Below are 22833 nucleotides of genomic sequence, written 5' to 3' on the forward strand. Positions count from 1 at the left end.
CTACCTAATTAGTTAAATTCTAGTTCTACATCTTGCGCTGCCATTAGCGATAACTTATGAATTAAGTCGTCACTTGGCGTAACACACCATTCGATCCCTAGGGTTAATTGCGCCAATGCATCTGGGCGTTGGTAATAAACCTTGATCGGACACGTTCCCATTTTATATGGTTCGAGTACTTTTTGTAATTTATCGAAGAAACCTGCCTCGACTTGCACCATGTTCAGCGTCATTTTAATCGCTTTAATACGTTTTTCACGCGCTTGAGCAATGGTGTTTATTTCTCTGGCGGTCATTGTAATACCACCAGAGAAGTTATCAAAGCTGACCTGTCCAGATATCACCAAAATATTATTAACTTGGAGCATATCTTGGTATTTTTCAAACTCATCTGAATATAAGCGTACATCAATGCGGGCGCTCTTGTCATCTAAAGTTATTAATGCCCACCTATTTCCTTTTTTATTAATTAGCACTCTGGCCGAAATTACAAGCCCTGCAGCTGTAGATACTACATCGCGATTAGTAGGCTGTAAATCGACCAATTTACCACTGGTATAATATTTTAGCTCGCGGCGATATTGATTTATTGGATGACCGGTTAAATAAAGACCAAGAGTTTCTTTTTCGCCATCGAGCCATTCGTTATCGGTGAGTCCTGTGGCTTTAATAAAGGCTTGCTCTACTTCATCGGGTTCAGTGGCTAATAAGCCAAATAAATCACTTTGTCCTAATAACTCTGCTTTATTGTGCTGATCGGCGGCGCGCATGGCACTTTTTAAGCTTGCCAATAACGTGGCGCGCCCTGATTGAGTTTTTTCAGGGCCTAGCTGATCAAGTGCCCCTGAATAAATAAGTTTTTCGGTTACACGTTTATTTAAGCGTTTTAAATCAACACGGGCACAAAAATCAAATAAATCTTTAAATGGTCCGCCCTTAGCGCGTGCTTCTAAAATTGCATCTACAGGTGCTTCACCTACTCCTTTAATAGCGCCAATACCGTAAACAATTTCGCCTTGCAGGTTTACTGTAAATTTGAACTCGCCTGCATTCACATCAGGCGGGAGCAAGGTGAGTTTCATGTTTTCACATTCATCCACCAAAATAACTATTTTGTCGGTATTATCCATATCGGCCGACATTACCGCAGCCATAAACTCTGCTGGATGATGGGTTTTCATCCACAGTGTTTGATACGACACTAATGCATACGCAGCGGAGTGCGATTTATTAAAACCATAACCTGCGAACTTTTCTACCAGATCGAAGATCTTAATTGCTAGTTCGCCGTCAATGCCGTTATTTCGCGCACCATCTTCAAATGTTGAACGCTGTTTTGCCATTTCTTCGGGCTTTTTCTTACCCATAGCACGGCGCAGCATATCGGCGCCGCCTAGTGTATAGCCTGCTAATACTTGGGCTATTTGCATTACTTGTTCTTGATACAAAATAATGCCGTAGGTTGGCTCTAAAATAGGTTTTAAGCTTTCGTGCTGATACTGCGCATCGGGGTATGAGATTTCTTCGCGGCCTAATTTTCGGTCGATAAAGTTATCTACCATGCCCGATTGCAGCGGACCGGGTCGAAACAAGGCTACTAAAGCAATCATATCTTCAAAGCTGTCGGGCTTTAAGCGCCTTACTAAGTCTTTCATGCCCCGTGATTCTAGCTGAAACACCGCAGTCGTTTCGGCGCGCAGTAGTAACTCAATACTCTTTTTATCATCCAACGGAATAGTATTAATATCTACTGGTTCTTTACCGGTGCGCGCTAAGCGCTCGTTGGTCATGTCGAGCGCCCACTGCAATATAGTCAGCGTTCGTAAGCCTAAAAAGTCAAACTTAACTAAACCGGCAGTTTCTACATCGTTTTTATCAAACTGAGTAACCGGAAACTTACCTTCGTCATCGCAATAAAGAGCAGCAAAGTCGGTAATTGTGGTGGGCGATATTACTACCCCACCCGCATGTTTACCGGCGTTACGTGTACACCCTTCGAGAATACGACACATGTCGATTAAATCTTTTACTTCATTGTCGCCATCGTAGGCTTCTTGCAAGCGTGGCTCTATATCAAATGCCTTGGCAAGTGTCATCCCAGGATCGCCTGGGATCATTTTTGAAATACGATCAACAAAACCGTACGGGTGACCTAGCACTCGGCCAACATCGCGTATTACCGCTTTTGCCGCCATGGTTCCAAAGGTAATAATTTGCGATACCGCGTTACGCCCATACAAGGCCGATACATGATCAATCACCTCATCGCGCCTATCCATACAAAAATCGACGTCGAAGTCGGGCATTGAAATACGTTCTGGGTTCAAAAACCGCTCAAACAGCAAGTCAAATTCCAATGGATCAAGGTCGGTAATTTTAAGCGCGTAGGCTACCAGTGATCCTGCACCTGACCCACGCCCAGGGCCAACTGGAATATTGTTATCTTTGCTCCACTGAATAAATTCCATTACGATTAAGAAATAACCAGGGAATCCCATTTCGTTAATTACACCAAGCTCTATATCTAGACGCTCATCGTATTCAACGCGTTTTTCTTTACGCTCTTGCTCATCAGGAAATAAAAACTGCAATCGCTCTTCAAGACCGTCTTGTGACACCTTAACTAAAAAGTCTTCAATTTTAAGTGAGCCGGTCGGATAATCTGGCAAAAAGTAAGTGCCAAGCTGCACCGTTACATTACAGCGTTTGGCTATTTCTACGGTGTTTTGTAATGCCTCTGGAATGTCGCTAAATAACTCAGCCATTTGCTCTGGCGTTTTTAAGTATTGCTCTTCTGAAAATCGTTTAGGGCGGCGTTTATCATCCAGTGTATAACCATCAAAAATAGCCACGCGAATTTCGTGTGCTTCAAAGTTTTCTGGTTTTAAAAACACCACTTCGTTAGTGGCCACAACGGGTAATTGCTCTTTAGCAGCAAGCTCTACCGCCATGTGCAAGTAATCTTCTTCAAGCGGTCGATTAGTTCGAACCAGCTCAAGGTAGTAGTTATCACTAAAATGCTGTTTATAAAAACTAACAACCGATTCAATAACACTCGGATTATTTTTTAATAACGCTTTACCTAAATCGCCGTCTTTTGCACCAGAGAGTATTATTAACCCGGCTTTAAGTTCTATTAGCCAATCACGATCAATCACCGGGCGATGAAATACATGCCCGCGCTGATATGCTTTAGATATTAATAAAGTGAGGTTTTTATAACCTTGATTGTCTTTTGCTAAAATAGTAATGCGGCTTGGCTCGTTTTCAAACTCAGGGCTGCGTAGCCAAAAGTCAGCACCCACTATAGGTTTTATACCTGTGCTGTGGGCTGTTTCGTAAAAGCGCACTAAGCCACATAAGTTCATTTGGTCGGTAATAGCAATTGCCGGCATTTGTAGTTCTTGTGCTTTGGCTACAATTGGCTTGGTTTTGGCAAGGCCATCAACCATCGAAAAATCAGAGTGAACTCTTAAGTGAACAAAATCTGGAGCTGCCATGTTTACGCCTCACCTTTGGCTTGCGCTAATACACGTTGCACTGGTTTAAAGCTTTTACGATGCTCCTTTATTGCGCCATATTGCTCAAGTGCTGCAAAATGCGCTTTGGTTGGATAGCCTTTATGCCCTGCAAAACCATATTCTGGGTGGCGTTTATCTAGCTCTACCATTTCGTTGTCGCGCGCTACTTTAGCTAAAATAGAAGCGGCTGAAATTTCGGCTACTAAGCTGTCGCCTTTTACTATTGCTTGCGCTGGCATGGTTAACTTAGGTAGGCGGTTGCCATCTATAAATACAAATTCAGGTTGCGTGCTTAGCCCCTCTACTGCGCGAGTCATGGCAAGCATAGTGGCGTGCAGAATATTTAGCTCATCAATCTCTGTTGGGCTGCAACGACCATACGCGTAACACAATGCTTTTTCTTGAATTTCAATGGCAAGCGCTTGGCGTTTTTTATCCGTTAATTTTTTTGAATCTGCTAAACCTGCAATAGGCTTTGAGGGATCTAAAATAACGGCAGCAGTAACTACGTCGCCAACAAGGGGGCCACGCCCTACTTCGTCAACACCGGCAATAAGGGCTACATTGGGTCGTTCAATTTGCATTTATTAACTCCGCTACAGCATTGGCTGCTTGTTCGCTGGCATTTAACCTAATTTTTTTGTGGATCGCTAAAAAGCGTGCTTTTAATGCTTGGTTATCGGTATTTAGCATAGGCGTAAGTGCTTGCGTTAAATTAGCTACATTGCACTCACTTTGCAAAAACTCGGGTACGAGTTCTTCATCGGCCAATAAATTCGGCAATGAAAAATACTTTATATTAAAGGTAAATAAGGTTTTAAAAATCCAATAGCTCAGTGGTTTAATTTTATAACCCACTACCATGGGCTTTTTATACAGCATGCCCTCAAGCGTGGCAGTACCCGACGCTAATAAAATAGCATCGGCTGCTTGCATAGCTTGTTTTGATTGTCCATCCAGCAAACTAATTTTAAGCGTTGGCGCAGTAGCATTTAAAATTTCAGTAAACTGCGCTTTGCGTTTGGCGTTAACCAATGGCACCACAATTTTAAGTGCTGGGTTTTGCGCTTGTAACTGCACGGCTGTTTTAATATAGGTTTCGCTTAATAAGCCTACTTCTGAGCCGCGACTACCAGGTAGCAGGGCAAGTACTTTATCATCTGGGCTTAAACCTAGCTCTTTGCGGGCTTTGCTATCGTCGTGCTCAAGCGCTATATCGTCTGCTAATGTGTGCCCTACAAATGTACAAGGTACTTGGTGCTTGTCGTAAAATTCTTTTTCAAACGGTAATAATGCAAGCACTAAGTTAGTAGCAGCACTTATGGTATGAATGCGTTTTTCTCGCCATGCCCAAACCGAGGGGCTTACGTATTGTACTGTTTTAATTCCGGCGTCTTTAAGGGGTTTTTCTACGCGCAAGTTAAAATCGGGCGCATCTATGCCAATAAATACATCGGGTGGGTTATCAATAAAATGTTGCACCAGTTGTTTACGTATTTTAAGTAAGCGTGGTAGGCGCCCTAATACTTCAACCAACCCCATTACCGATAATTCATCCATGTCGTAAAGCGTGTTACAGCCTTGCGCCTGCATTTTAGGGCCCGCTATACCTTCAAAAATCGCATCGGGAAAATGCTTTTTAAGTGCTTTAATTAAGCCTTCACCTAAAATATCGCCCGACAGTTCACCTGCCACAATACCAATTCGTAGTTGTTTTTGATCTTTATTCATTTGATTTTTTCACACGTAAACTAGGGCCTGTTTGCCTTTATGGGTTAACAGGCTCTGGGCGTTAATTGAACCTAGTTTACCGCGTTTTCGTATTGGATTAAATGCTTAAAACTAAGTGCTTAAATTTGCTAAAAATAGCCCAGGTACTGTATGCTTTTGATACTGATTAAGCACTAACCGCTTATATTGAGTTTTACTAATATAAATATTGACTTCAAATGGTCAAAAGTAAATACTAACGCAACTTTCAGTAATTACTGAAACCTTATAAAACCAACGCACCCGTCAAATTATTGCTTTGTGCTGTAACTACATCACATATTTAGGAGCTAAACATGATAGATGAAACCTTTGTGGATCTATCGCGATTGCAGTTCGCTGTTACCGCCCTCTTTCACTTCTTATTTGTACCTTTAACCATAGGTATGACTTGGATCTTAGTTATTATGGAATCGGTTTATGTTATGACCGGTCGTGAAATTTATCGCGATATGACTAAGTTTTGGGGGAAATTGTTTGGTATTAACTTTGCAATTGGTGTGGCTACGGGTCTTACCATGGAGTTTGAGTTTGGTACCAACTGGTCTTATTACTCCCATTACGTAGGTGATGTTTTTGGGGCTCCCTTAGCAATTGAAGGGTTAATGGCATTCTTTTTAGAATCAACTTTTGTGGGTATGTTCTTTTTAGGTTGGGATAGACTCTCTAAACGCCAGCACTTAGGTGCTACCTTTTTAATGGCAATTGGTACTAACATGTCGGCGTTATGGATTTTAATTGCCAACGGCTGGATGCAAAACCCAGTAGGTGCCGAGTTTAATTACCAAACCATGCGCATGGAAATGACCAGCTTTGCAGAGCTGGTATTTAACCCTGTAGCACAGGTTAAATTTATTCATACTGTATCTGCAGGTTATGTTGCTGCATCTATGTTTGTGCTCGGTATTAGTGGTTATTATATTTTAAAAGGACGCGACTTAGCCTTTGCTAAACGCTCGTTTTCAGTCGCCTCTGGCTTTGGTTTAGCCTCTATTTTTTGTGTTATTTTACTCGGCGATGAATCGGGTTATGAAGTAGGCGAAGTGCAAAAAGTAAAACTGGCCACCATTGAAGCAGAATGGCATACCGAAGAAGCCCCAGCAGCGTTTACACTTATAGGTTTCCCCGATTCAGAAAAGCAGGTAACTCACGGCGCTGTAAAAATCCCGTATGCATTAGGGCTTATTGCAACGCGCTCGCTCGATGAGCAAGTGACCGGTATTAACGATCTAGAAAAACAACACGAAGTGCGAATTCGTAACGGTATGATTGCGTACGAATACCTAGTAAAACTGCGCGCTGGTGATGACACACCTGAAAACGTCGCTAAATTTAACACCCTAAAAGACGATTTAGGCTACGGCCTATTACTGAAGCGTTATACATCTGATGTAGTAGATGCCACAGAAGAGCAAATTCAAAAAGCAGTTAAAGACTCTTTTCCTAAAGTGGGCCCAATGTTTTGGTCTTTTCGTATTATGGTTGGCTGTGGCGTATTAATGCTGGGTGTGTTTATTCTTGCTTTTTACTATAACGCGCAGCGAGTTATTGAGCAAAAACGTTGGCTATTATGGGCTACTGTTTTAAGTATTCCACTGCCGTGGATAGCCATTGAATTTGGTTGGATTGTGGCTGAATATGGTCGCCAGCCTTGGGCTATTTCTGAAATATTACCAACCTTTTTAGCAACTTCTACGCTAACGGTAAAGGATATTTTAATTAGCTTAACTGGGTTTATTGTATTTTATACCGGCTTAGCCATTGTTGAAGGTTGGTTAATGCTACGCTTTATTAAGCAAGGCCCAAGCTCACTACATACCGGTAAGTATCACTTTGAACTACCTAATAACACCACTGAAGGTAGAGGAGAGCAATCATGATTTTTGATTATGAAACATTAAAAATGCTATGGTGGTTGATCATAGGCATACTGCTAATTGGCTTTGCAATTACCGACGGCATGGATATGGGCGTTGCTATGCTGCTGCGCCTAGTGGGTAAAACTGATTCAGAGCGCCGCACCGTTATTAATACTATTGGCCCGCATTGGGATGGCAACCAAGTATGGTTTATTACCGCCGGTGGTGCACTATTTGCCGCGTGGCCTATGGTATATGCAGCGGCTTTTTCAGGCTTTTATTTTGCTATGATGCTGGTATTGTTTGCATTATTTTTTAGACCACTTGGGTTTGATTACCGCAGTAAAGTAGATTCAAAACGCTGGCGTAATAACTGGGACTGGGGCCTATTTGCTGGTAGTGCCATTCCTGCATTAGTATTTGGTGTGGCCTTTGGTAACCTATTTTTAGGTGTGCCTTTTAGCATTGATAACTTTTTACGAGTAAGTTACCAAGGTTCGTTTTTTGCACTACTTAACCCATTTGCACTGTTAGTAGGTGTAATTAGTATTACTATGTTAATAGCTCATGCAGGTATGTGGCTACAATTGCGTACTGCTAGCTTAGTTGCAGAGCGCTCAGGGCAATATGGTCGTTATGCACTTATTCTATTTATTGTGCTATTTGCAGCAGCTGGTTTTTGGGTTGCTAATTTAACGGGTTATCAAATTGTATCTATGCCGGATACACAAAGCCATGCCGACCCACTGGCAAAAGTAGTTACAACTGCGCAAGGTGCTTGGCTAACTAATTACAGTGAGCGCCCTTGGACTATGACCTTCCCTATTTTAGCGTTTGCAATGGCACTCAGTGCATTGTTGTTCTCTAAATTAAATAAACCCGCATTAGGGCTTGCTTCAACTAGCTTAATGTTAATAGGCATTATTATGACGGCAGGCGTATCACTGTTCCCCTTTATTATGCCATCGAGTAATAACCCAAATATTAGTTTAACTATTTGGGATGCGGTGTCGAGCCATATGACGCTTAACGTTATGTTTGTTGCCGTAGTTATTTTTGTGCCAATTATTTTATCTTACACCACCTGGTGTTACGTAAAAATGTGGCGCCGCGTTACGGTAGAAGAAATAGAAAACAACCCTCACGGTAGCTACTAAGGAGACTAAACTATGTGGTATTTCGCTTGGATTTTAGGTGTACTTTTAGCCTGTACCTTAGGTGTAATAAATGTAATGTGGTATGAGTTTCAGCAAAATAAAGACAGTATTGCTGATGACGAGCAAGTAATGCATGATTTATTAAAAGAGACTAACACAACTAAAAATGACGACTAACACCCGCCCTGATCGCGCGCAACAGCAGTCTTTGCGCGCTTTTTTAAAGCGTCAAAGTAAACCCGCTGCAATGCTATTAAAGCTAAGCATTGCACTGGGTACTGTTAACGCATTACTCATGATTGCAGGTGCTTATTTACTTGCTCAAGCTATTCATAATGTAATTTTTGAACAGTATAGTTTGGCTGAAATCACCTACTTATTATGGCCTTTGGCCGGTATTATTTTACTGCGCGCGGTATTTTTAACACTAAGTGAACGCTTTAGCGCTTATGCTGCACTTAAAATAAAGTCGGCAATGCGCCAAACCCTACTTAATAAGCTCAGCCTGCTTGGGCCAAGCTATGTAGAGCAACATGGCCAAGGTGCTACCCTCAATACATTGCACAATGGTGTAGAAGCGCTACACGATTATTATGCTAAGTACCTACCTGGCGTTGCCTACAGTGCGCTTATTCCGCTGGCTATATTAATCGTTATTTTTCCGACAGATTACAAAGCTGGGCTAATATTTTTATTAACTGCGCCGCTTATTCCTTTTTTTATGATTTTAGTTGGCTCAAAAGCCGAAGCGCTTAATCAACAACGTTGGCAACAACTGACGGTATTAGGGAATTACTTTTTTGATCGCGTACAAGGGCTTACCCAACTTAAACTATTTAACGCCACTCGCTTAGAGCTAAAACAAATTGCTAAAATATCTGATGACTTTAGACACGCAACACTTAGCGTATTAAAAATTGCTTTTTTATCATCATTTGCATTGGAGTTTTTAGCAACCATTAGTGTGGCCTTAGTGGCGGTTATTATTGGTTTTAGATTGTTTTTTGGCACACTTGATTTTGCCACTGGTTTTGTGGTTTTACTGTTAGCGCCTGAATTTTATTTGCCGCTGCGTCAATTAGGCAGCCACTATCATGCGCGCTTGCAAGGTATAAGTGCCGCCGCCGACATGCTAATAATTTTAAATGCCCCATTGCCTGAGCAACAAAGCGAACACACCACAGACAAAATTAGCGCTACTATTAGCTCAATTACAGTTAATAACCTTAGCTTTACCTACCCAAATAGTGACGAAGGAATAAAAAATATAAACTTATCTCTACCCAACAAAGGGTTAATTGCCGTTGTTGGTGCTAGTGGCTCGGGTAAAAGTACCCTGTTTGATTGTTTATTGGGGTTTCACCCCGAGGTCATTAAGCATATAAGTATTAATCAGCAAATTTTAAGTACTGCACATATTGGGCAATTACAAAGCCACATTGCGTGGATACCGCAATCAGCCACGTTATTTTACGACACTATTGCTGCCAATATTAAATTAGCAAAGCCTAATGCAACGCAACAAGAGCTTGAGCATGCAGCAAAGCAAGCAGGCGCTTTGAGCTTTATAAAGGCACTGCCTGATGGTTTTAATACTTTAATTGGCGAGCAAGGTGAGGGACTTTCTGGTGGTCAAAAGCAACGTATTGCCCTTGCGCGTGCTTTTATAAAACAAGCACCTGTATTGGTACTTGACGAACCTACTGCGCACCTTGATAGCGAAACCGAACAAGTTATTCAACATGCTATAGCTGATTATGCAAAAAATAATTTAGTGCTAGTTATTGCCCATCGGCTCAATACAGTCAAAAATGCTGAGCAACTTATTGTAATGCACAATGGCAAAATAGCTCAGCAAGGTTGCTTTAATAGCTTAGCGGCTGAAGATGGTGAGTTTGCCACTTTACTGCAAACAGCACAGCAAGGAGCAGTTCATGCATAATTTTATTCGCTTACTAAAACTGTGCCGTCCTCACTACAAAGCTATGTTGTTGGGTACCTTTTTAGCCACACTTACAGTACTTGCTAATGTGGGGTTACTGGCTATATCGGGCTGGTTTTTAGCCTCAATGGCGGCAGCCGGTATTGCCGGTACACAAATGAATTACTTTACTCCAGCGGGTACTATTCGCTTTTTAGCGATTGTACGCACCGCATCACGGTATGGCGAACGCTTAGTAACTCACAATGCTACGTTTTTAATGCTAAGTGAAATTCGCGTTAGTGTGTTCTCTACCCTCAGTAAACTCAATAATGTTGACTTAGCAATGAGCCGCAGCGCCGATTTAGTTAATCGGCTCCAAAACGATGTAGACGCGCTAGATAAGTTTTACTTAAACGTATTATTACCTATGTTAGTTGCGCTATTAAGCGTGCCTATTATTATGCTGTTTATGTCGGCATACAACGCCGATGTCGCACTTATTTGTTTTACTGGCATTGTTCTGATTGGCGTCGTTTTACCTGCTTTTCTTAGCGCTAAATTAAATAAAAACAGCCACAAAGAAACACAGTTAAGTGCACAGCTGCGCTCTGAGCTTTCCGATACTTTAACCGGCCTTAGAGAACTGAGTATTTACCAAGCTCGGGAGCAGCAAATTGCTAAGTGCGATGATTTAAGCGAGCAGTATAATCAGCAACTGTTTATTCGCCACAAGGCGCTGGCTAATACCGATGGTTTAAGCTTATTAGTTGTACAACTGGCCATGATCGCAAGTATTGTGACCATAGCGCCCCTGGTTTACAGTAATGCCATGGTTAATGTTGAGCTGGCAATGCTAAGCCTATTTGTGCTCGCCAGCTTTGAGAGTGTGTTACTCCTGCCAAATGCGTTTATTGAATTACCAAATGTGTTAAAAGCAGCTGAACGTTTATTTACGCTTGAAGATAAAGCCGTAAATGCTAATACGCAATATGATGCCGCTATAAATAATAATTTGGCTTTGCAAAATCCCTCACTAACACTTAAGAACATTAGTTATTGTTACGATAAAAACCCAGCATTAAATGACGTGAGTTTTGAGCTAAAGCCGCAGCAAAAAGTGGCCATTGTTGGTAGAAGCGGCAGCGGTAAAACCACCTTAGTTAACTTACTCACCGGTTTATGGCCACTGCAACAAGGCAATATTACCTTGAGTGAGCAAGGCAACTGCGTTGATTTGCATTTATTAAGTAATGATAATCGAGCAAGGTTAATTAATATTTTGGCTCAACAGCATCATATTTTTGATGGCACTTTAAAAGAAAACCTATGCTATGCAGCGCCTAATGCAACTAAAGCGCAAATGCTAGATGCACTAGCGCATGCACAACTTAGCCCGTGGTTTACTGAGTTAAAATCGGGGTTAAATACTCGCTTAGGTACCGGCGGGCGTAATGTGTCACAAGGTCAGTCGAGGCGGATTGCGATTGCGCAGGCTTTATTGCAAAAACCCGCTATTTTAGTGCTTGATGAGCCAACAGAAGGGCTAGATAATCAATCTAAACAAAGTGTAATGCATGCCATTATGCAAGTTATGAGTAACGCCAGTGTACTTACTATTACCCATGATCCAGCCCTGCTTGAGCATATGGATAATATTATTTGGTTAGAGGATGGGCGCGTAATAGCACAAGGCACCCATCAGCAATTACTTAGCGATCCTGCTTACACGTCACTTACTATCCGTTTTTAATTCGCTTTATCTATTACGGTAACTTGCACATCAATAACGCCGACTTTAGGGTCGGCTATCTTTTTAAACATACTGCTCGATAAATCTATAATACGCCCGCGTATATAAGGACCTCGGTCGTTAATTCTCACTATTACCGACTTATTATTTGCTAGGTTTGTTACTTTCACTTTAGTACCAAAGGCCAGCTTAAGATGCGCTGCCGTTGCTGCTTGCTGATCAAAGCGTTCGCCATTTGCGGTGGTTCTTCCTTGGTATTTATCGGCATAAAATGATGCTTTGCCAAGCTGTGTCAGCTCCCCTGAGCTTGATTTTACAAGTGGTTGACTACTACAACCTGCAAGGATAATAGCAATAAAAGTAACAGTGAGTTTTTTAAGTATCATTTAATAGCTTATGTAATTGATATAATTAGCAACTAGCCTACAGCTGCTTGCCTGAGCTGATCCTGAATTACTCACTAATAATTATAAATAATAAGCAATAAAAAACCACCATCGATTACTCTTAGGTGGTTTTTTATATAAGCTAAAAGCGTTTATCGTACGATACCGCGCTCTGAGCTTTTAACAAAATCTATCATTAACTGTACTGCTGGATACTTTTGCGCATCTTCGCTAAGTGACTCAATTGCTTCATCTACACCTAGGCTTTTACGATAAAATACTTTATAAGCACGGCGTACAGCCATTATCTCATCGCTTTGAAAACCACGGCGTTTCATGCCCTCAGTATTAATTGCAACTGGACCTGCAGGTATACCTATAGTGGTAACAAATGGTGGTACATCTTTATTAATAGCTGAATACATGCCTACAAATGCATGTGCGCCTACCTTACAAAACTGATGTATACCTGAGTTGCCCGCAAGAATAACCCAGTCACCAATATGTACATGCCCTGCTACACTGGCGTTATTAGCAAATATAACATTATCGCCAATCACTGCATCGTGAGCAACATGGGTATAGGCCATAAACAGGTTATTACTACCTATAATGGTTACGCCCTGATCTTGAATTGTGCCACGGTGAATTGTAACGCATTCGCGAATAATATTATTGTCACCAATAGTGAGCGATGTTGGTTCGTTGTTGTACTTTTTGTCTTGGCATGCTTCACCAACCGACGCAAACTGAAAAATATGATTTCCAGAACCGATAGTTGATGGGCCTTTAACTACAACATGAGACTCAATAATACAGTTATCACCAATGACAACATCATTGCCAATATAACTATATGGTCCCACTGAAACATTGCTGCCTAGTGTCGCGCCTGGTTCGATTATTGCCGTTGGATGAATCACAATTAAAACTCTCTTCTCGCACACATAATTTCGGCGCTACATACTAGCTTGCCATCGACTTTTGCTTCTGCTGCAAACTTCCATAAATTACGACGTTCTTTTAAAAACTCAACATGTAAATGCATAGTATCACCAGGAAGTACTGGTTTTTTAAAACGTGCATTATCTACAGCTGCAAACAAATACAATTCATTTTCGCTACGGTTTTCAACCGTTTTAAAGCCAAGTAACCCAGTTGCTTGAGCCATGGCTTCTAATATTAATACACCCGGAAAAATTGGCTGATTTGGGAAATGCCCGGTAAAAATGGGTTCGTTTATAGTCACATTTTTAATAGCATGCAAAGATTTGCCAGGTGTAAAGTCAATTACTCTATCAACTAATAACATCGGGTAGCGATGCGGTAATAAACTTAAAATTTCTTGAATATCAAGGCTATTTAATTCGTTTGCCAAAATAGCATCCTCATTAGTGTTCAACGTTTATGGCTTATTTAATTGCTCAAGTGCTTTAATACGGCTTTTCATTTCAGAAAGGTTACGCAAGTGAGCGATTGATTTACGCCATTCTTTGTTTGTAGTATGAGGTATGCCAGATGAATAGATACCTGGCTCGGTGATTGATTTTGTCACCATACTCATACCCGTAATTATAACACCATCACAGACGCTCATGTGACCATTAATTGCTGTCATGCCGCCAATTTGGCAGTTTTTACCTATGGTGACGCTACCAGCAAGTACAGTACAACCAGCAATAGCTGTGCCTGAGTTAACTTCAACGTTATGTGCTATTTGGCATTGGTTATCAATAATTACATTACTATGGATAATAGTATCATCAAGTGCACCACGATCAATTGTAGTACTTGCGCCAATTTCAACTTTATCACCAATAATAACAGAGCCAAGCTGAGGAATTTTAATCCATTGCCCACGCTCATTAGCATAACCAAAACCATCACTACCTATAACGCTATTGGCTTGCAACAAACAATCTGAGCCAATTTCAACATTATGATAAATAGTTACATTCGACCAAAGCTTAGTGCCTGAGCCTATTTTAACACCTTCACCAATAAAACTGTTCGGACCAATTTGTACGTTATCGTTAATTATCGCATTGCTTTCAATTACCGTATTAGCGCCAATAGCGGCACTTTTACTTACTGTCGCATTTGGGTGAACAACCGCGCTTGGATGAATGCCTGTTGCGGCAGAGCGTGGCGTCGTATCCATTAATTGCGCAAGCTTGGCGTAACTTACATACGGATTTGAAACTATTAGTTTATTGCCGTTAAAGTAAGGAGCATCTGCTTCACTAACAATGACAGCACTGGCTTGAGTCGCTTCAAGTTGCGAGCGATATTTCTTATTCGCTAAAAATGCAATATGCCCTGAGCGGGCATGTGCAAGTGTTGCTATTTTTGTTATTTCTAAAGCGCCATCACCTTGCAGCTCGGCGCTTAGAAGTTCCGCTATTTGCGAAAGCGTATAATTTTGCATAACTTAATTATTTCTTACTCACTGCAGCAACTACTTTATTAGAAAGATCAGTTACTTTTTTAGGGTTAAAGTAAATAGTTGTATCTTTAACTTTAACTTCATCAAAGTCGCCATCTTTAGCAATGTCTTCAATTGTTTTGATAATTAAACCCTGCACTTTTGCAAGCTCTTGGTTTTGGCGTGCTTTAATTTCTTGCTCAAGAGGACGACCTACTTCAGCAAGGTTTTTTTGCATACCCTGAATTTTGTCACGCAGTTTATCTTTTTGCGCTTGGCTCATAGTGGTACTTTCACGCTTGAACTTTTCAGCTTCAAAGCGAATATCGCCTTGTAGCTTTTCTAACTCTTGACGGCGCTCTGCAAACTCAGTTTGTAGAGATTGCTCAATTTTAGCCATTTGTGGTATTTGCTTGTAGATTTCTTGCATGTCTACAATACCAACTTTATGTGCAAATGCACTTACCGAGGTGCCCATCATAAGTGTTGCTAAAACAGCTACTGCCGTTGATTTAAATAATTTATTCACAAAAAACTCCTTTAAAAGCTGTTACTAATATTAAAACTGATGGTCTTCGTATCGTCATCTTCTTCTTTTTGCAATGGATACGCAAAACTAATCAGCATTGGACCCATTGGAGAGATCCACTGTAATGATAAACCGGTTGAAACCCTAAAACGCATTGGATCAGAGTAATCATCTAATTTAGCTCGCTCATCGGCTGCTAAATTTTGGTAACGGTCTACGTTAAACTCGGTATCCCATACGTTAGCAGCATCAACAAAGAAACTGGTACGTACTGAGCTAGTATTTTCTTCATCTAAAAACGGTGTAGGTACAATTAATTCCATACCTGCTACCGCTTTAGCATTACCACCAATTCGACCTTGTGGTACTAGCACATCAAATTCTGATGAGCCGCCTATATTACCTGTGGTTGAGCCATCTGGTAAAGGTGTACCCGGAATTGATTGCGGTATACGTGCAATTGCGCGTGGTAAGATTGTATTTCGGTCAAAACCACGTAGTTCCATTTCAGTAATACGGAAGTATTCTTGGAATGGCAGTACTTGGTCGTAGCCGTTAGTTGAGCCATAACCATTACCGTAACCTAACGCCGCACGGGTTGAGAACACCCAGCGATGGTCGTTCGATATTGGCCAGTAAAAACGCGAATCATAGTTTAACTTAAAGTATTTTAAGTCAGAATTCGGCGTTGTTGCTGTTAAGTTTAGCGTTTGACGTGAGCCCGCTGTTGGGAATAAACCACGGTTTACCGTAACGCGAGACCAGCCAGCACTTAACTCATATTTAGTAAAGTCAAAACCAGCATCTGGGTTGTCTTGGTCTAAGAAGGTTTCACGCAGTACACGCGTTTGCTCGTACTCTGCAATATCTGAAAGCTCTTCTTGAATCCAACGAACACCAAAGTTAATGCGGTTAACCGCATCAATTGGGAAGCCTATATTAGTCCCCAATCCATAGCTTTTCGACTTATAGTCGATCAAACTAAACTTACTTGCATCGTAGTTACTGTAAAAAATACTGCTACCTTGCGATACGCCATCTGGCGTGAAGTATGGGTCGGTATAAGACACGCTCACACGCTCAGAACCACGCGAGGTATTAATATTAAAGCCTATTTGATTACCAGTACCTAAAAAGTTAGATTCTGTTACACCAATATTAAACTGTAAACCAAGGTATGAGCCATACGCTAAGCCGGCATTAAAGCTACCAGCCGACTGCTCTTTAACCGTAAAATCAACATCTACTTGGTCATCAACACCTGGGACTGGCACAACGTTAAAATCAACTTTTTCCATATAAGGTAAACGCTGAATTTGTAATTTTGAACGCTCTAAGCTTTGGTTAGATAACCATGCGCCTTCAAGCTGTGTCATTTCGCGGCGTAGCACTTCATCTGCAGTACTTTGGTTACCACCAACAATAATCCGGCGCACATAAACACGCTTACCAGGGTTAACCGATAAGGTTAGTTGTACTTCTTGATTTTCGTCATCAATTTGCGGAATTGTGCGTACTTCAGCATTGGCATAACCAAAACGCGCTAAGTAGCTTTTTATAAATTCTTCTGAAGAGGTAACCACTGAGCCGTTATATAACTCACCCGCTCGTAGTGGAATAACACTTTTAATTAAGTCTTCGCGACCAAGTAAGTCACCAATAAAGTCAAAACCTTTAACTTTATATTTTACGCCTTCAGTTAAGTTAGCTGTAACGTATACAGACTCACGCTCTGGGCTAACCGACACTTGGGTAGAGTCTATGTTAAAACGTAGGTAACCACGGTCTAAATAAAAGCTACGAATTTTTTCTAAATCGCCTTCAATGGTTTGTTTTTGGTAGCGGTCGCTGCCCATAAACTGCCACCAAGGTAAGTCTTGTTGCGACTCAGCCAGTTGTAATAGCTCTTCATTAGAAAAAAGTTCATTACCTACCAAGTTAATTTGACGAATTGATGCAGCATCACCTTCATCAAATTTTAATTTAAGTTTAACCCGGTTACGCGGCAGTTTAGTGATACTAATATCAACTTTAGCGTTGTATTTACCAATACTATGGAAAAATTCAGTTAAGCCTTTTTCTATATTATCAATAACGGTTTTATCTAGTGGCTCGCCTTGGCGAATATTTTGCTGATCAAGTGACTGATTAAGCTGCTCATCTTTAATATCTTTATTGCCATCAAACTCAATAAAGCTAATTGTTGGGCGTTCAGTTACTTTAAAAACAACGTTATTACCGTCGCGTAGCGCTTTTATATTGTCAAAGTGACCTGAGCGGTAGAGAGACTTGATTGTTTTTGAAATCGTGTACTCATCAACATTATCGCCCACGTTAATAGGAATATGCGTTAATGCAGCACCCAGTGCTACACGCTGTAAACCCTCAACTTTGAGATCTTCAACAATAAAGGAGTTTTGGCCTAGGGCTGCAAAGCTTGCACCCAATAAACTTGAAACTACCAAATGTTTTTTTATAGCCATTTTATTATATTTATCCTTTACAACTGTATTACCGCTTAGCATCGAAAAGTAAACTTACGAGCTGTACAATCGTGGTTCTAATTAGTCATTGTCACGTTAAAACGACAAACGCGATACATCATTGAACAAAGCGAAACATGTTAAAAAAATGAGTAGTAACGCACCCACTTTAAAACCAAACTCTTGTGTCTTTTCAGAGACTGGCTTTTTACGAAAAAGTTCAATTATGTAATACATTAAGTGTCCGCCATCAAGCACTGGCAAGGGCAATAAATTAAATACACCCAAGTTAACACTGATCAGTGCTAAAAAGCTTAAAAACGCAACGAAACCGTAGCTTACGCTAGTCCCCGCGCCTACGGCAATGCCTACTGGGCCACTTAAATTTTTAACCGAAATTTGGCCTGTAATTAAATTACCTATCATATCAAAGCTAAGGGTAATTAATCGCCACGTTTCTTTACTACCTCGCACAATACTATCGAGCGGGCCATAATGTCTAGTTTCTATATAACCTTGCGGCCATTTTTCTACTATTGGTGCAACCCCTAAAAAGCCTTGCTCTATGCCCTGAGCGTTAACCCTAGCTTGAGGTATTACCGATATTATTTTTATAGTGTCCTGTCTTTTTACACTAAATTGTAATGATTTGTTAGCCGATTGGGTAATAAGATTAACTAATTGCTGCCAATTGCTTATTGTTTCGCCATTTACAGCCACAATAGTATCATTTATTTTTAACCCTGCCAGCTCTGCAGCAGAGCTTTTAGTAACCGCAGCAATACTAAGTGTTGCTTGTGGCCTAAATGGTACTATGCCTAGAGAGCTCAATGGTGGCACGTCTTGCTGATCAAGTTTCCAGCCGTCTAAATTGAGCATTTTTGTTTGCTGCTGATAGTTTTCGTTACGTACAGTTACTGCAACGCTTTTATCACCTAAACTCGACATAAGCGCAAAGGTTGCGTCTTGCCAGGTGGTAATTTCATCATCACCAATTTTAATAATTTGTTGGCTCGGCATTAATCCCGCTTGCGCTGCACGACTGCCTTCAACCACACTGCCAACAACAGGTTTTACTGATTGCACACCCACCATATACATAACGGCAAGTGCAAATATAGCAAATATAAAGTTAGCAACGGGCCCCGCAGCAACAATCGCTATACGCGCTTGTACCGACTTAGCATTAAACGATAAATGACGCTGATTTGCAGGTACTTCATCAACCCGCTCATCGAGCATTTTTACATAACCACCCAAAGGTATGGCTGCTATAACGTACTCGGTATCGTATTTATCACGCCATTTTAGCAATGGTTTACCAAAGCCGATAGAAAAGCGCAGCACTTTAACGCCGGCTTTACGCGCCACCCAAAAGTGGCCGTATTCATGTACTGTAACTAAAATGCCCAGCGCTAAAATAAATGAGCCGAGATTCCAAAAAAAATCGAACATATTAATGCGTCACTTTTGTTATAAACTGCGATGCGCTTAAACGCGCTAATCTATCGCACTCTAAAATTTCATCTAAGCTTTGCACATTGGTGTACGTGGCCGCTTCGAGAGTCTGTGCATTTATTGTGTATATATCGGTAAAACCAATTTCACCATTTAAAAATGCACTTACCGCGATCTCGTTTGCGGCATTCACTGTCGTTGTTGCGCCTTGCCCTGCGCTACACGCATCAATCGCTAGTTGTAAATTAGGGTAACGAGAAAAGTCAGGTTTAGTGAACGAAAAGTCACTAATATCTGAAAAGTTTAACGGCTTAACCCCTGCATTTATGCGCTCAGGGTAAGCTAATGCATGGGCAATTGGGGTACGCATATCAGGGTTACCCATTTGCGCTAAAATTGAGCCGTCGTGATATTGCACCATAGAATGAATTATACTCTGTGGATGAATAACCACATCAATATCACTCGGGTCGCAGTTAAACAGCCATTTAGCTTCAATAAACTCAAGCCCTTTGTTCATCATGGTGGCTGAATCTACCGATATTTTTTGTCCCATAGACCAATTAGGGTGCGCCACGGCTTCTGCTATGGTTACATCTTTAAGGGTATTTATATCACGGGTTAAAAATGGGCCGCCTGAGCCGGTAAGTAATATTTTACTTACGCCATGAGATTGCAGGTGTTGATCGCCTTGCGCATTTTGTAGAGAGTACGGTAAACATTGAAAAATAGCGTTATGTTCACTGTCTATTGGTAGCAATGTCGCTTTGTGTTGTTTTACTTTATCAATAAACAACTGACCCGACATTACCAAAGATTCTTTATTGGCGAGCAGTACTTTTTTTCCGGCTTCTACTGCGCTTAACGTCGGCAATAACCCTGCAGCACCGACAATTGCCGACATGACAGCATCAACCTCTGGATGCCCACACAGCTCGCTCATAGCCTGCTCACCATGCATTATCTGCGTTTTACATGGCGTATTACTTAAATATAACGACAATTGCTTAGCAGCGCTTTGTGTTGCCATAACGCCATAGCGTGGCTGATGCGCAATGCATAGCTCAGCCATTTTTTTAGCATTTTTCCCAGCAGCTAATGCAAAAACACTAAACTGCTGAGTATTTCTTGCCACAACATCTAAGGTATTAAGGCCAATAGAGCCTGTAGCCCCTAGAATTACCAGTTGCTGCTTTTCACTCATAAACTCAAAGTCCACGCATAACACATTACAAACATAGGTGCGGCTGCGGTTAGGCTATCAATACGATCTAAAATCCCGCCATGTCCTGGCAAGCAATTACCGCTGTCTTTAAGTCCTGCTTCGCGTTTAAACATGCTTTCAAGCAAATCACCCACCGCTGAAAACAAGGCAATAAACACAGTCATAATGGCGTAAATTGGCCATACAATTAAATCTACGTCGGTAAAATGACAAAATGTAAGCACAAATATAACTGCAGCGACAACGCCGCCGGCTAAACCTTCAATAGTTTTATTTGGGCTTACTTTTGGCATGAGCTTACGCTTACCAAAGCTTTTACCTGTAAAGTAGGCACCAATATCGGCGCTCCATACGATTCCTAAAACCACTAAAATAAGCATAGAGCCAAAATGACTAGATTCGGTATATTGCGCACTGCGCAGCGTATTTAGGGCTAACCATAAAGGCACTAACGTTAGTAATCCGGCAATACCGCGCATTACTATGCCTTCGTTCCATGCTTTAGCCATTTCTGGGTAGCGCCATACTAAATAACTAGCAACAATCCACCATGCAAACGACAGCGTAAATAAGTAATTTGCATCACCTACCAATTTGCCATCTTGCCAAAGTGATTCGATTGGCCAGTGCAGGTTTAGTAACGCTAGCAAAGCGGCAACTAAAAGTACAAAAGCGCTGCGCTTAAGTTTATTGCACAGCCCCATAAAAGCAGACCATTCCCATGCGCCCATTAATACAATTGCACCCGCAAAATAACTAAATAATGTCAGTGGGGTGTAAAAAACCAAAGCAAGCGCTAATGGTGCTAGCACGAGTGAGGTTAGAATGCGTTGTTTTAACAAAATTATGACCCTTATTCTATTTAGGTTTGAGCGAGTAATTGTTTTATTTGTTCGCCCGTACAACCAAATCGTCGCTCTCTGGCAACGTAACACGCTATGGCCTCAGCAAATGCTGCTTCATTAAAATCAGGCCACAGTGTGTCGGTAAAGTAAAGTTCAGCGTAAGCTGCTTGCCAGAGTAAAAAGTTACTAATTCTGACATCGCCACCAGTACGAATTAGTAAATCAGGCTCGGCCTGATCTGCCATACTCATGTACTGTGCTATACGCTCTTCTGTAATATCGGCTGGGTCTAATTGCCCCTGTGCAACTTGCTCTGCAAGTTGTTTAGCAGCATTAGCCATATCCCAACGTCCACCGTAATTTGCAGCAACATTTAAATGCAGCCCGGTATTATTTGCTGTAAGCTTTTGAGCAGTATCTACTTTACTGCGTAAGCTTTCAGAAAACCGCGATAAGTCTCCAATAATGGTCAGTTTTACATTGTTTTTATGCAGCTTTTTAACTTCTTTACTAAGTACAAATAAAAAAAGCTCCATTAACGTTTTTACTTCGTCTTCAGGTCGACGCCAGTTCTCACTACTAAAAGCAAATAAGGTTAACGATTGTATCCCTAATTTAGTACAAAACTGTACAGATTGACGAACTGCGTCCACACCTTTTTTATGCCCAAACACACGCGGTCTATTTCTGGCTTGCGCCCAACGCCCGTTACCATCCATGATGATAGCTACATGTTTAGGTAAACATTGCTGTGAAATTGTGTCAGCATCTAGAACCATAAATATTGAGTATTCCATAAAAAAACGCCGCCTAGTATACCCCAGCCGGCGTTTCAAAACTAATAAATTTAACCTGTACTCGGGATAATAAATCTATTTCAAGTGGCTATTTTTAACGCTAACTGCGTTGAATTTACTTGCAATAGGTTCAATCTATTACCCCAAGTGCAGCGTATTAGTTTCTTAGATTTCCATCAACTCAGCTTCTTTAGCTGCTAATTGAGTATCCATTTCTTTAATGAATTTATCGGTCATCTTTTGAATTGCTTCTTCAGCTTGACGCGCTTCATCTTCAGAAATATCTTTATCTTTCAATAAGTTTTTAAAATCGCCATTCGCGTCACGACGAATGTTACGTACTGCAACACGACCGCCTTCAACTTCACCACGAACAATTTTAATTAAGTTTTTACGACGTTCTTCAGTCAATGCTGGCAATGGTACACGAATAACTGAACCTGCTGACATAGGGTTTAAACCTAAGTCAGATGCCATTATTGCTTTTTCTACCGCTTGCGCAAGTGACTTATCAAATACACCAATAGCCAGTGTACGTGAATCTTCAATTGTTACGTTAGCAACTTGGTTTAACGGTGTTGGCGAGCCATAATACGACACCATAATACCATCTAGCAATGCAGGATGAGCACGACCAGTACGAATCTTAGATAACTGGCTGCCCAGTGCTGCTACACTCTTTTGCATGCGCTCTTGCGCATCTT

General features: G+C 41.2%; 19 protein-coding genes. 5 read left to right on the plus strand and 14 right to left on the minus strand.

Annotation, left to right across the window (positions count from 1 at the left end):
• Positions 1-8: 8 nt before the first annotated feature.
• From dnaE to lpxB, 3 genes are read right to left on the minus strand one after another with little or no spacing between them, the layout of a single operon-like run.
• Positions 9-3500 (minus strand): DNA polymerase III subunit alpha, encoded by a 3492-nt coding sequence (gene dnaE, locus H5079_RS12810; RefSeq protein WP_086995284.1) that lies wholly within the window; start codon positions 3498-3500, stop codon positions 9-11.
• Between the two features lie 2 nt (positions 3501-3502).
• The gene (gene rnhB / locus H5079_RS12815) at positions 3503-4105 is read right to left on the minus strand and encodes a ribonuclease HII (RefSeq protein ID WP_011328674.1); all 603 of its coding nucleotides are present in this window, start codon (positions 4103-4105) and stop codon (positions 3503-3505) included.
• Positions 4095-5252: a lipid-A-disaccharide synthase gene (gene lpxB / locus H5079_RS12820; protein WP_011328675.1), complete on the minus strand. Its 1158-nt coding sequence runs from the start codon at positions 5250-5252 to the stop codon at positions 4095-4097. The genes rnhB and lpxB overlap by 11 nt, the downstream gene beginning before the upstream one ends.
• A 335-nt stretch (positions 5253-5587) precedes the next feature.
• Here lpxB and H5079_RS12825 point away from each other — a divergent pair, with 335 nt between their 5' ends.
• From H5079_RS12825 to cydC, 5 genes are read left to right on the plus strand one after another with little or no spacing between them, the layout of a single operon-like run.
• Positions 5588-7171, plus strand: coding sequence for a cytochrome ubiquinol oxidase subunit I (locus H5079_RS12825; protein WP_182684242.1), 1584 nt, complete (start codon positions 5588-5590; stop codon positions 7169-7171).
• A complete protein-coding gene (cydB, locus tag H5079_RS12830; protein WP_011328677.1) occupies positions 7168-8307 on the plus strand; it encodes a cytochrome d ubiquinol oxidase subunit II in 1140 nt (379 codons plus the stop codon). Before H5079_RS12825 ends, cydB begins: the two co-directional genes overlap by 4 nt.
• Before the next feature lie 12 nt (positions 8308-8319).
• Positions 8320-8484: a cytochrome bd-I oxidase subunit CydX gene (gene cydX, locus H5079_RS12835; RefSeq protein ID WP_011328678.1), complete on the plus strand. Its 165-nt coding sequence runs from the start codon at positions 8320-8322 to the stop codon at positions 8482-8484.
• Positions 8474-10249: a thiol reductant ABC exporter subunit CydD gene (cydD, locus tag H5079_RS12840; protein WP_182684243.1), complete on the plus strand. Its 1776-nt coding sequence runs from the start codon at positions 8474-8476 to the stop codon at positions 10247-10249. Before cydX ends, cydD begins: the two co-directional genes overlap by 11 nt.
• Entirely contained in the window at positions 10242-11981 is a 1740-nt protein-coding gene (gene cydC, locus H5079_RS12845; protein ID WP_182684244.1) for a thiol reductant ABC exporter subunit CydC, read from the plus strand. The genes cydD and cydC overlap by 8 nt, the downstream gene beginning before the upstream one ends.
• Here the strand turns inward: cydC and H5079_RS12850 are convergent.
• The 11 genes from H5079_RS12850 to frr all read right to left on the minus strand — a co-directional run bounded on the left by H5079_RS12850 (position 11978) and on the right by frr (position 22816).
• Positions 11978-12367 (minus strand): septal ring lytic transglycosylase RlpA family protein, encoded by a 390-nt coding sequence (locus H5079_RS12850; RefSeq protein WP_089368555.1) that lies wholly within the window; start codon positions 12365-12367, stop codon positions 11978-11980. The two genes, cydC and H5079_RS12850, sit on opposite strands and share 4 nt — an antisense overlap.
• Before the next feature lie 152 nt (positions 12368-12519).
• Positions 12520-13290, minus strand: a complete 771-nt coding sequence (gene lpxA / locus H5079_RS12855) for an acyl-ACP--UDP-N-acetylglucosamine O-acyltransferase (RefSeq protein WP_011328682.1) — start codon at positions 13288-13290, stop codon at positions 12520-12522.
• Positions 13291-13292: 2 nt separating this feature from the next.
• The gene (gene fabZ / locus H5079_RS12860; protein WP_011328683.1) at positions 13293-13745 is read right to left on the minus strand and encodes a 3-hydroxyacyl-ACP dehydratase FabZ; all 453 of its coding nucleotides are present in this window, start codon (positions 13743-13745) and stop codon (positions 13293-13295) included.
• 27 nt (positions 13746-13772) lie between these two features.
• Positions 13773-14795, minus strand: a complete 1023-nt coding sequence (gene lpxD / locus H5079_RS12865; RefSeq protein WP_086995295.1) for a UDP-3-O-(3-hydroxymyristoyl)glucosamine N-acyltransferase — start codon at positions 14793-14795, stop codon at positions 13773-13775.
• 7 nt (positions 14796-14802) lie between these two features.
• Complete coding sequence (locus H5079_RS12870) at positions 14803-15321, minus strand: OmpH family outer membrane protein (protein ID WP_041454497.1); 519 nt, start codon at positions 15319-15321, stop codon at positions 14803-14805.
• A gap of 11 nt (positions 15322-15332) precedes the next feature.
• On the minus strand, positions 15333-17804 hold the full coding sequence (bamA, locus tag H5079_RS12875) for an outer membrane protein assembly factor BamA (RefSeq protein WP_011328686.1): 2472 nt from the start codon (positions 17802-17804) through the stop codon (positions 15333-15335).
• Between the two features lie 96 nt (positions 17805-17900).
• On the minus strand, positions 17901-19259 hold the full coding sequence (rseP, locus tag H5079_RS12880; RefSeq protein WP_011328687.1) for a sigma E protease regulator RseP: 1359 nt from the start codon (positions 19257-19259) through the stop codon (positions 17901-17903).
• A gap of 1 nt (position 19260) precedes the next feature.
• The gene (ispC, locus tag H5079_RS12885) at positions 19261-20466 is read right to left on the minus strand and encodes a 1-deoxy-D-xylulose-5-phosphate reductoisomerase (RefSeq protein WP_011328688.1); all 1206 of its coding nucleotides are present in this window, start codon (positions 20464-20466) and stop codon (positions 19261-19263) included.
• The gene (locus H5079_RS12890) at positions 20463-21329 is read right to left on the minus strand and encodes a phosphatidate cytidylyltransferase (RefSeq protein WP_011328689.1); all 867 of its coding nucleotides are present in this window, start codon (positions 21327-21329) and stop codon (positions 20463-20465) included. Before H5079_RS12890 ends, ispC begins: the two co-directional genes overlap by 4 nt.
• 20 nt (positions 21330-21349) lie before the next feature.
• Entirely contained in the window at positions 21350-22129 is a 780-nt protein-coding gene (locus H5079_RS12895) for an isoprenyl transferase (protein ID WP_011328690.1), read from the minus strand.
• A gap of 165 nt (positions 22130-22294) precedes the next feature.
• On the minus strand, positions 22295-22816 hold the full coding sequence (gene frr, locus H5079_RS12900; RefSeq protein ID WP_011328691.1) for a ribosome recycling factor: 522 nt from the start codon (positions 22814-22816) through the stop codon (positions 22295-22297).
• Positions 22817-22833 lie beyond the last annotated feature (17 nt).

Source organism: Pseudoalteromonas sp. SG44-5, from assembly GCF_014164175.1.
Lineage (GTDB): Bacteria > Pseudomonadota > Gammaproteobacteria > Enterobacterales > Alteromonadaceae > Pseudoalteromonas > Pseudoalteromonas nigrifaciens.

Bases quoted from the DNA above. Each gene is read 5' to 3' on its own strand.
- cydX (WP_011328678.1), top strand. From the start codon at position 8,320: ATGTGGTATTTCGCTTGGATTTTAGGTGTACTTTTAGCCTGTACCTTA.
- lpxD (WP_086995295.1), bottom strand. From the start codon at position 14,795: ATGCAAAATTATACGCTTTCGCAAATAGCGGAACTTCTAAGCGCCGAG.
- rseP (WP_011328687.1), bottom strand. From the start codon at position 19,259: ATGTTCGATTTTTTTTGGAATCTCGGCTCATTTATTTTAGCGCTGGGC.
- lpxB (WP_011328675.1), bottom strand. From the start codon at position 5,252: ATGAATAAAGATCAAAAACAACTACGAATTGGTATTGTGGCAGGTGAA.
- cydB (WP_011328677.1), top strand. From the start codon at position 7,168: ATGATTTTTGATTATGAAACATTAAAAATGCTATGGTGGTTGATCATA.
- dnaE (WP_086995284.1), bottom strand. From the start codon at position 3,500: ATGGCAGCTCCAGATTTTGTTCACTTAAGAGTTCACTCTGATTTTTCG.
- ispC (WP_011328688.1), bottom strand. From the start codon at position 20,466: ATGAGTGAAAAGCAGCAACTGGTAATTCTAGGGGCTACAGGCTCTATT.
- cydC (WP_182684244.1), top strand. From the start codon at position 10,242: ATGCATAATTTTATTCGCTTACTAAAACTGTGCCGTCCTCACTACAAA.
- H5079_RS12825 (WP_182684242.1), top strand. From the start codon at position 5,588: ATGATAGATGAAACCTTTGTGGATCTATCGCGATTGCAGTTCGCTGTT.
- rnhB (WP_011328674.1), bottom strand. From the start codon at position 4,105: ATGCAAATTGAACGACCCAATGTAGCCCTTATTGCCGGTGTTGACGAA.
- H5079_RS12850 (WP_089368555.1), bottom strand. From the start codon at position 12,367: ATGATACTTAAAAAACTCACTGTTACTTTTATTGCTATTATCCTTGCA.
- bamA (WP_011328686.1), bottom strand. From the start codon at position 17,804: ATGGCTATAAAAAAACATTTGGTAGTTTCAAGTTTATTGGGTGCAAGC.
- cydD (WP_182684243.1), top strand. From the start codon at position 8,474: ATGACGACTAACACCCGCCCTGATCGCGCGCAACAGCAGTCTTTGCGC.
- frr (WP_011328691.1), bottom strand. From the start codon at position 22,816: ATGCAAAAGAGTGTAGCAGCACTGGGCAGCCAGTTATCTAAGATTCGT.
- H5079_RS12895 (WP_011328690.1), bottom strand. From the start codon at position 22,129: ATGGAATACTCAATATTTATGGTTCTAGATGCTGACACAATTTCACAG.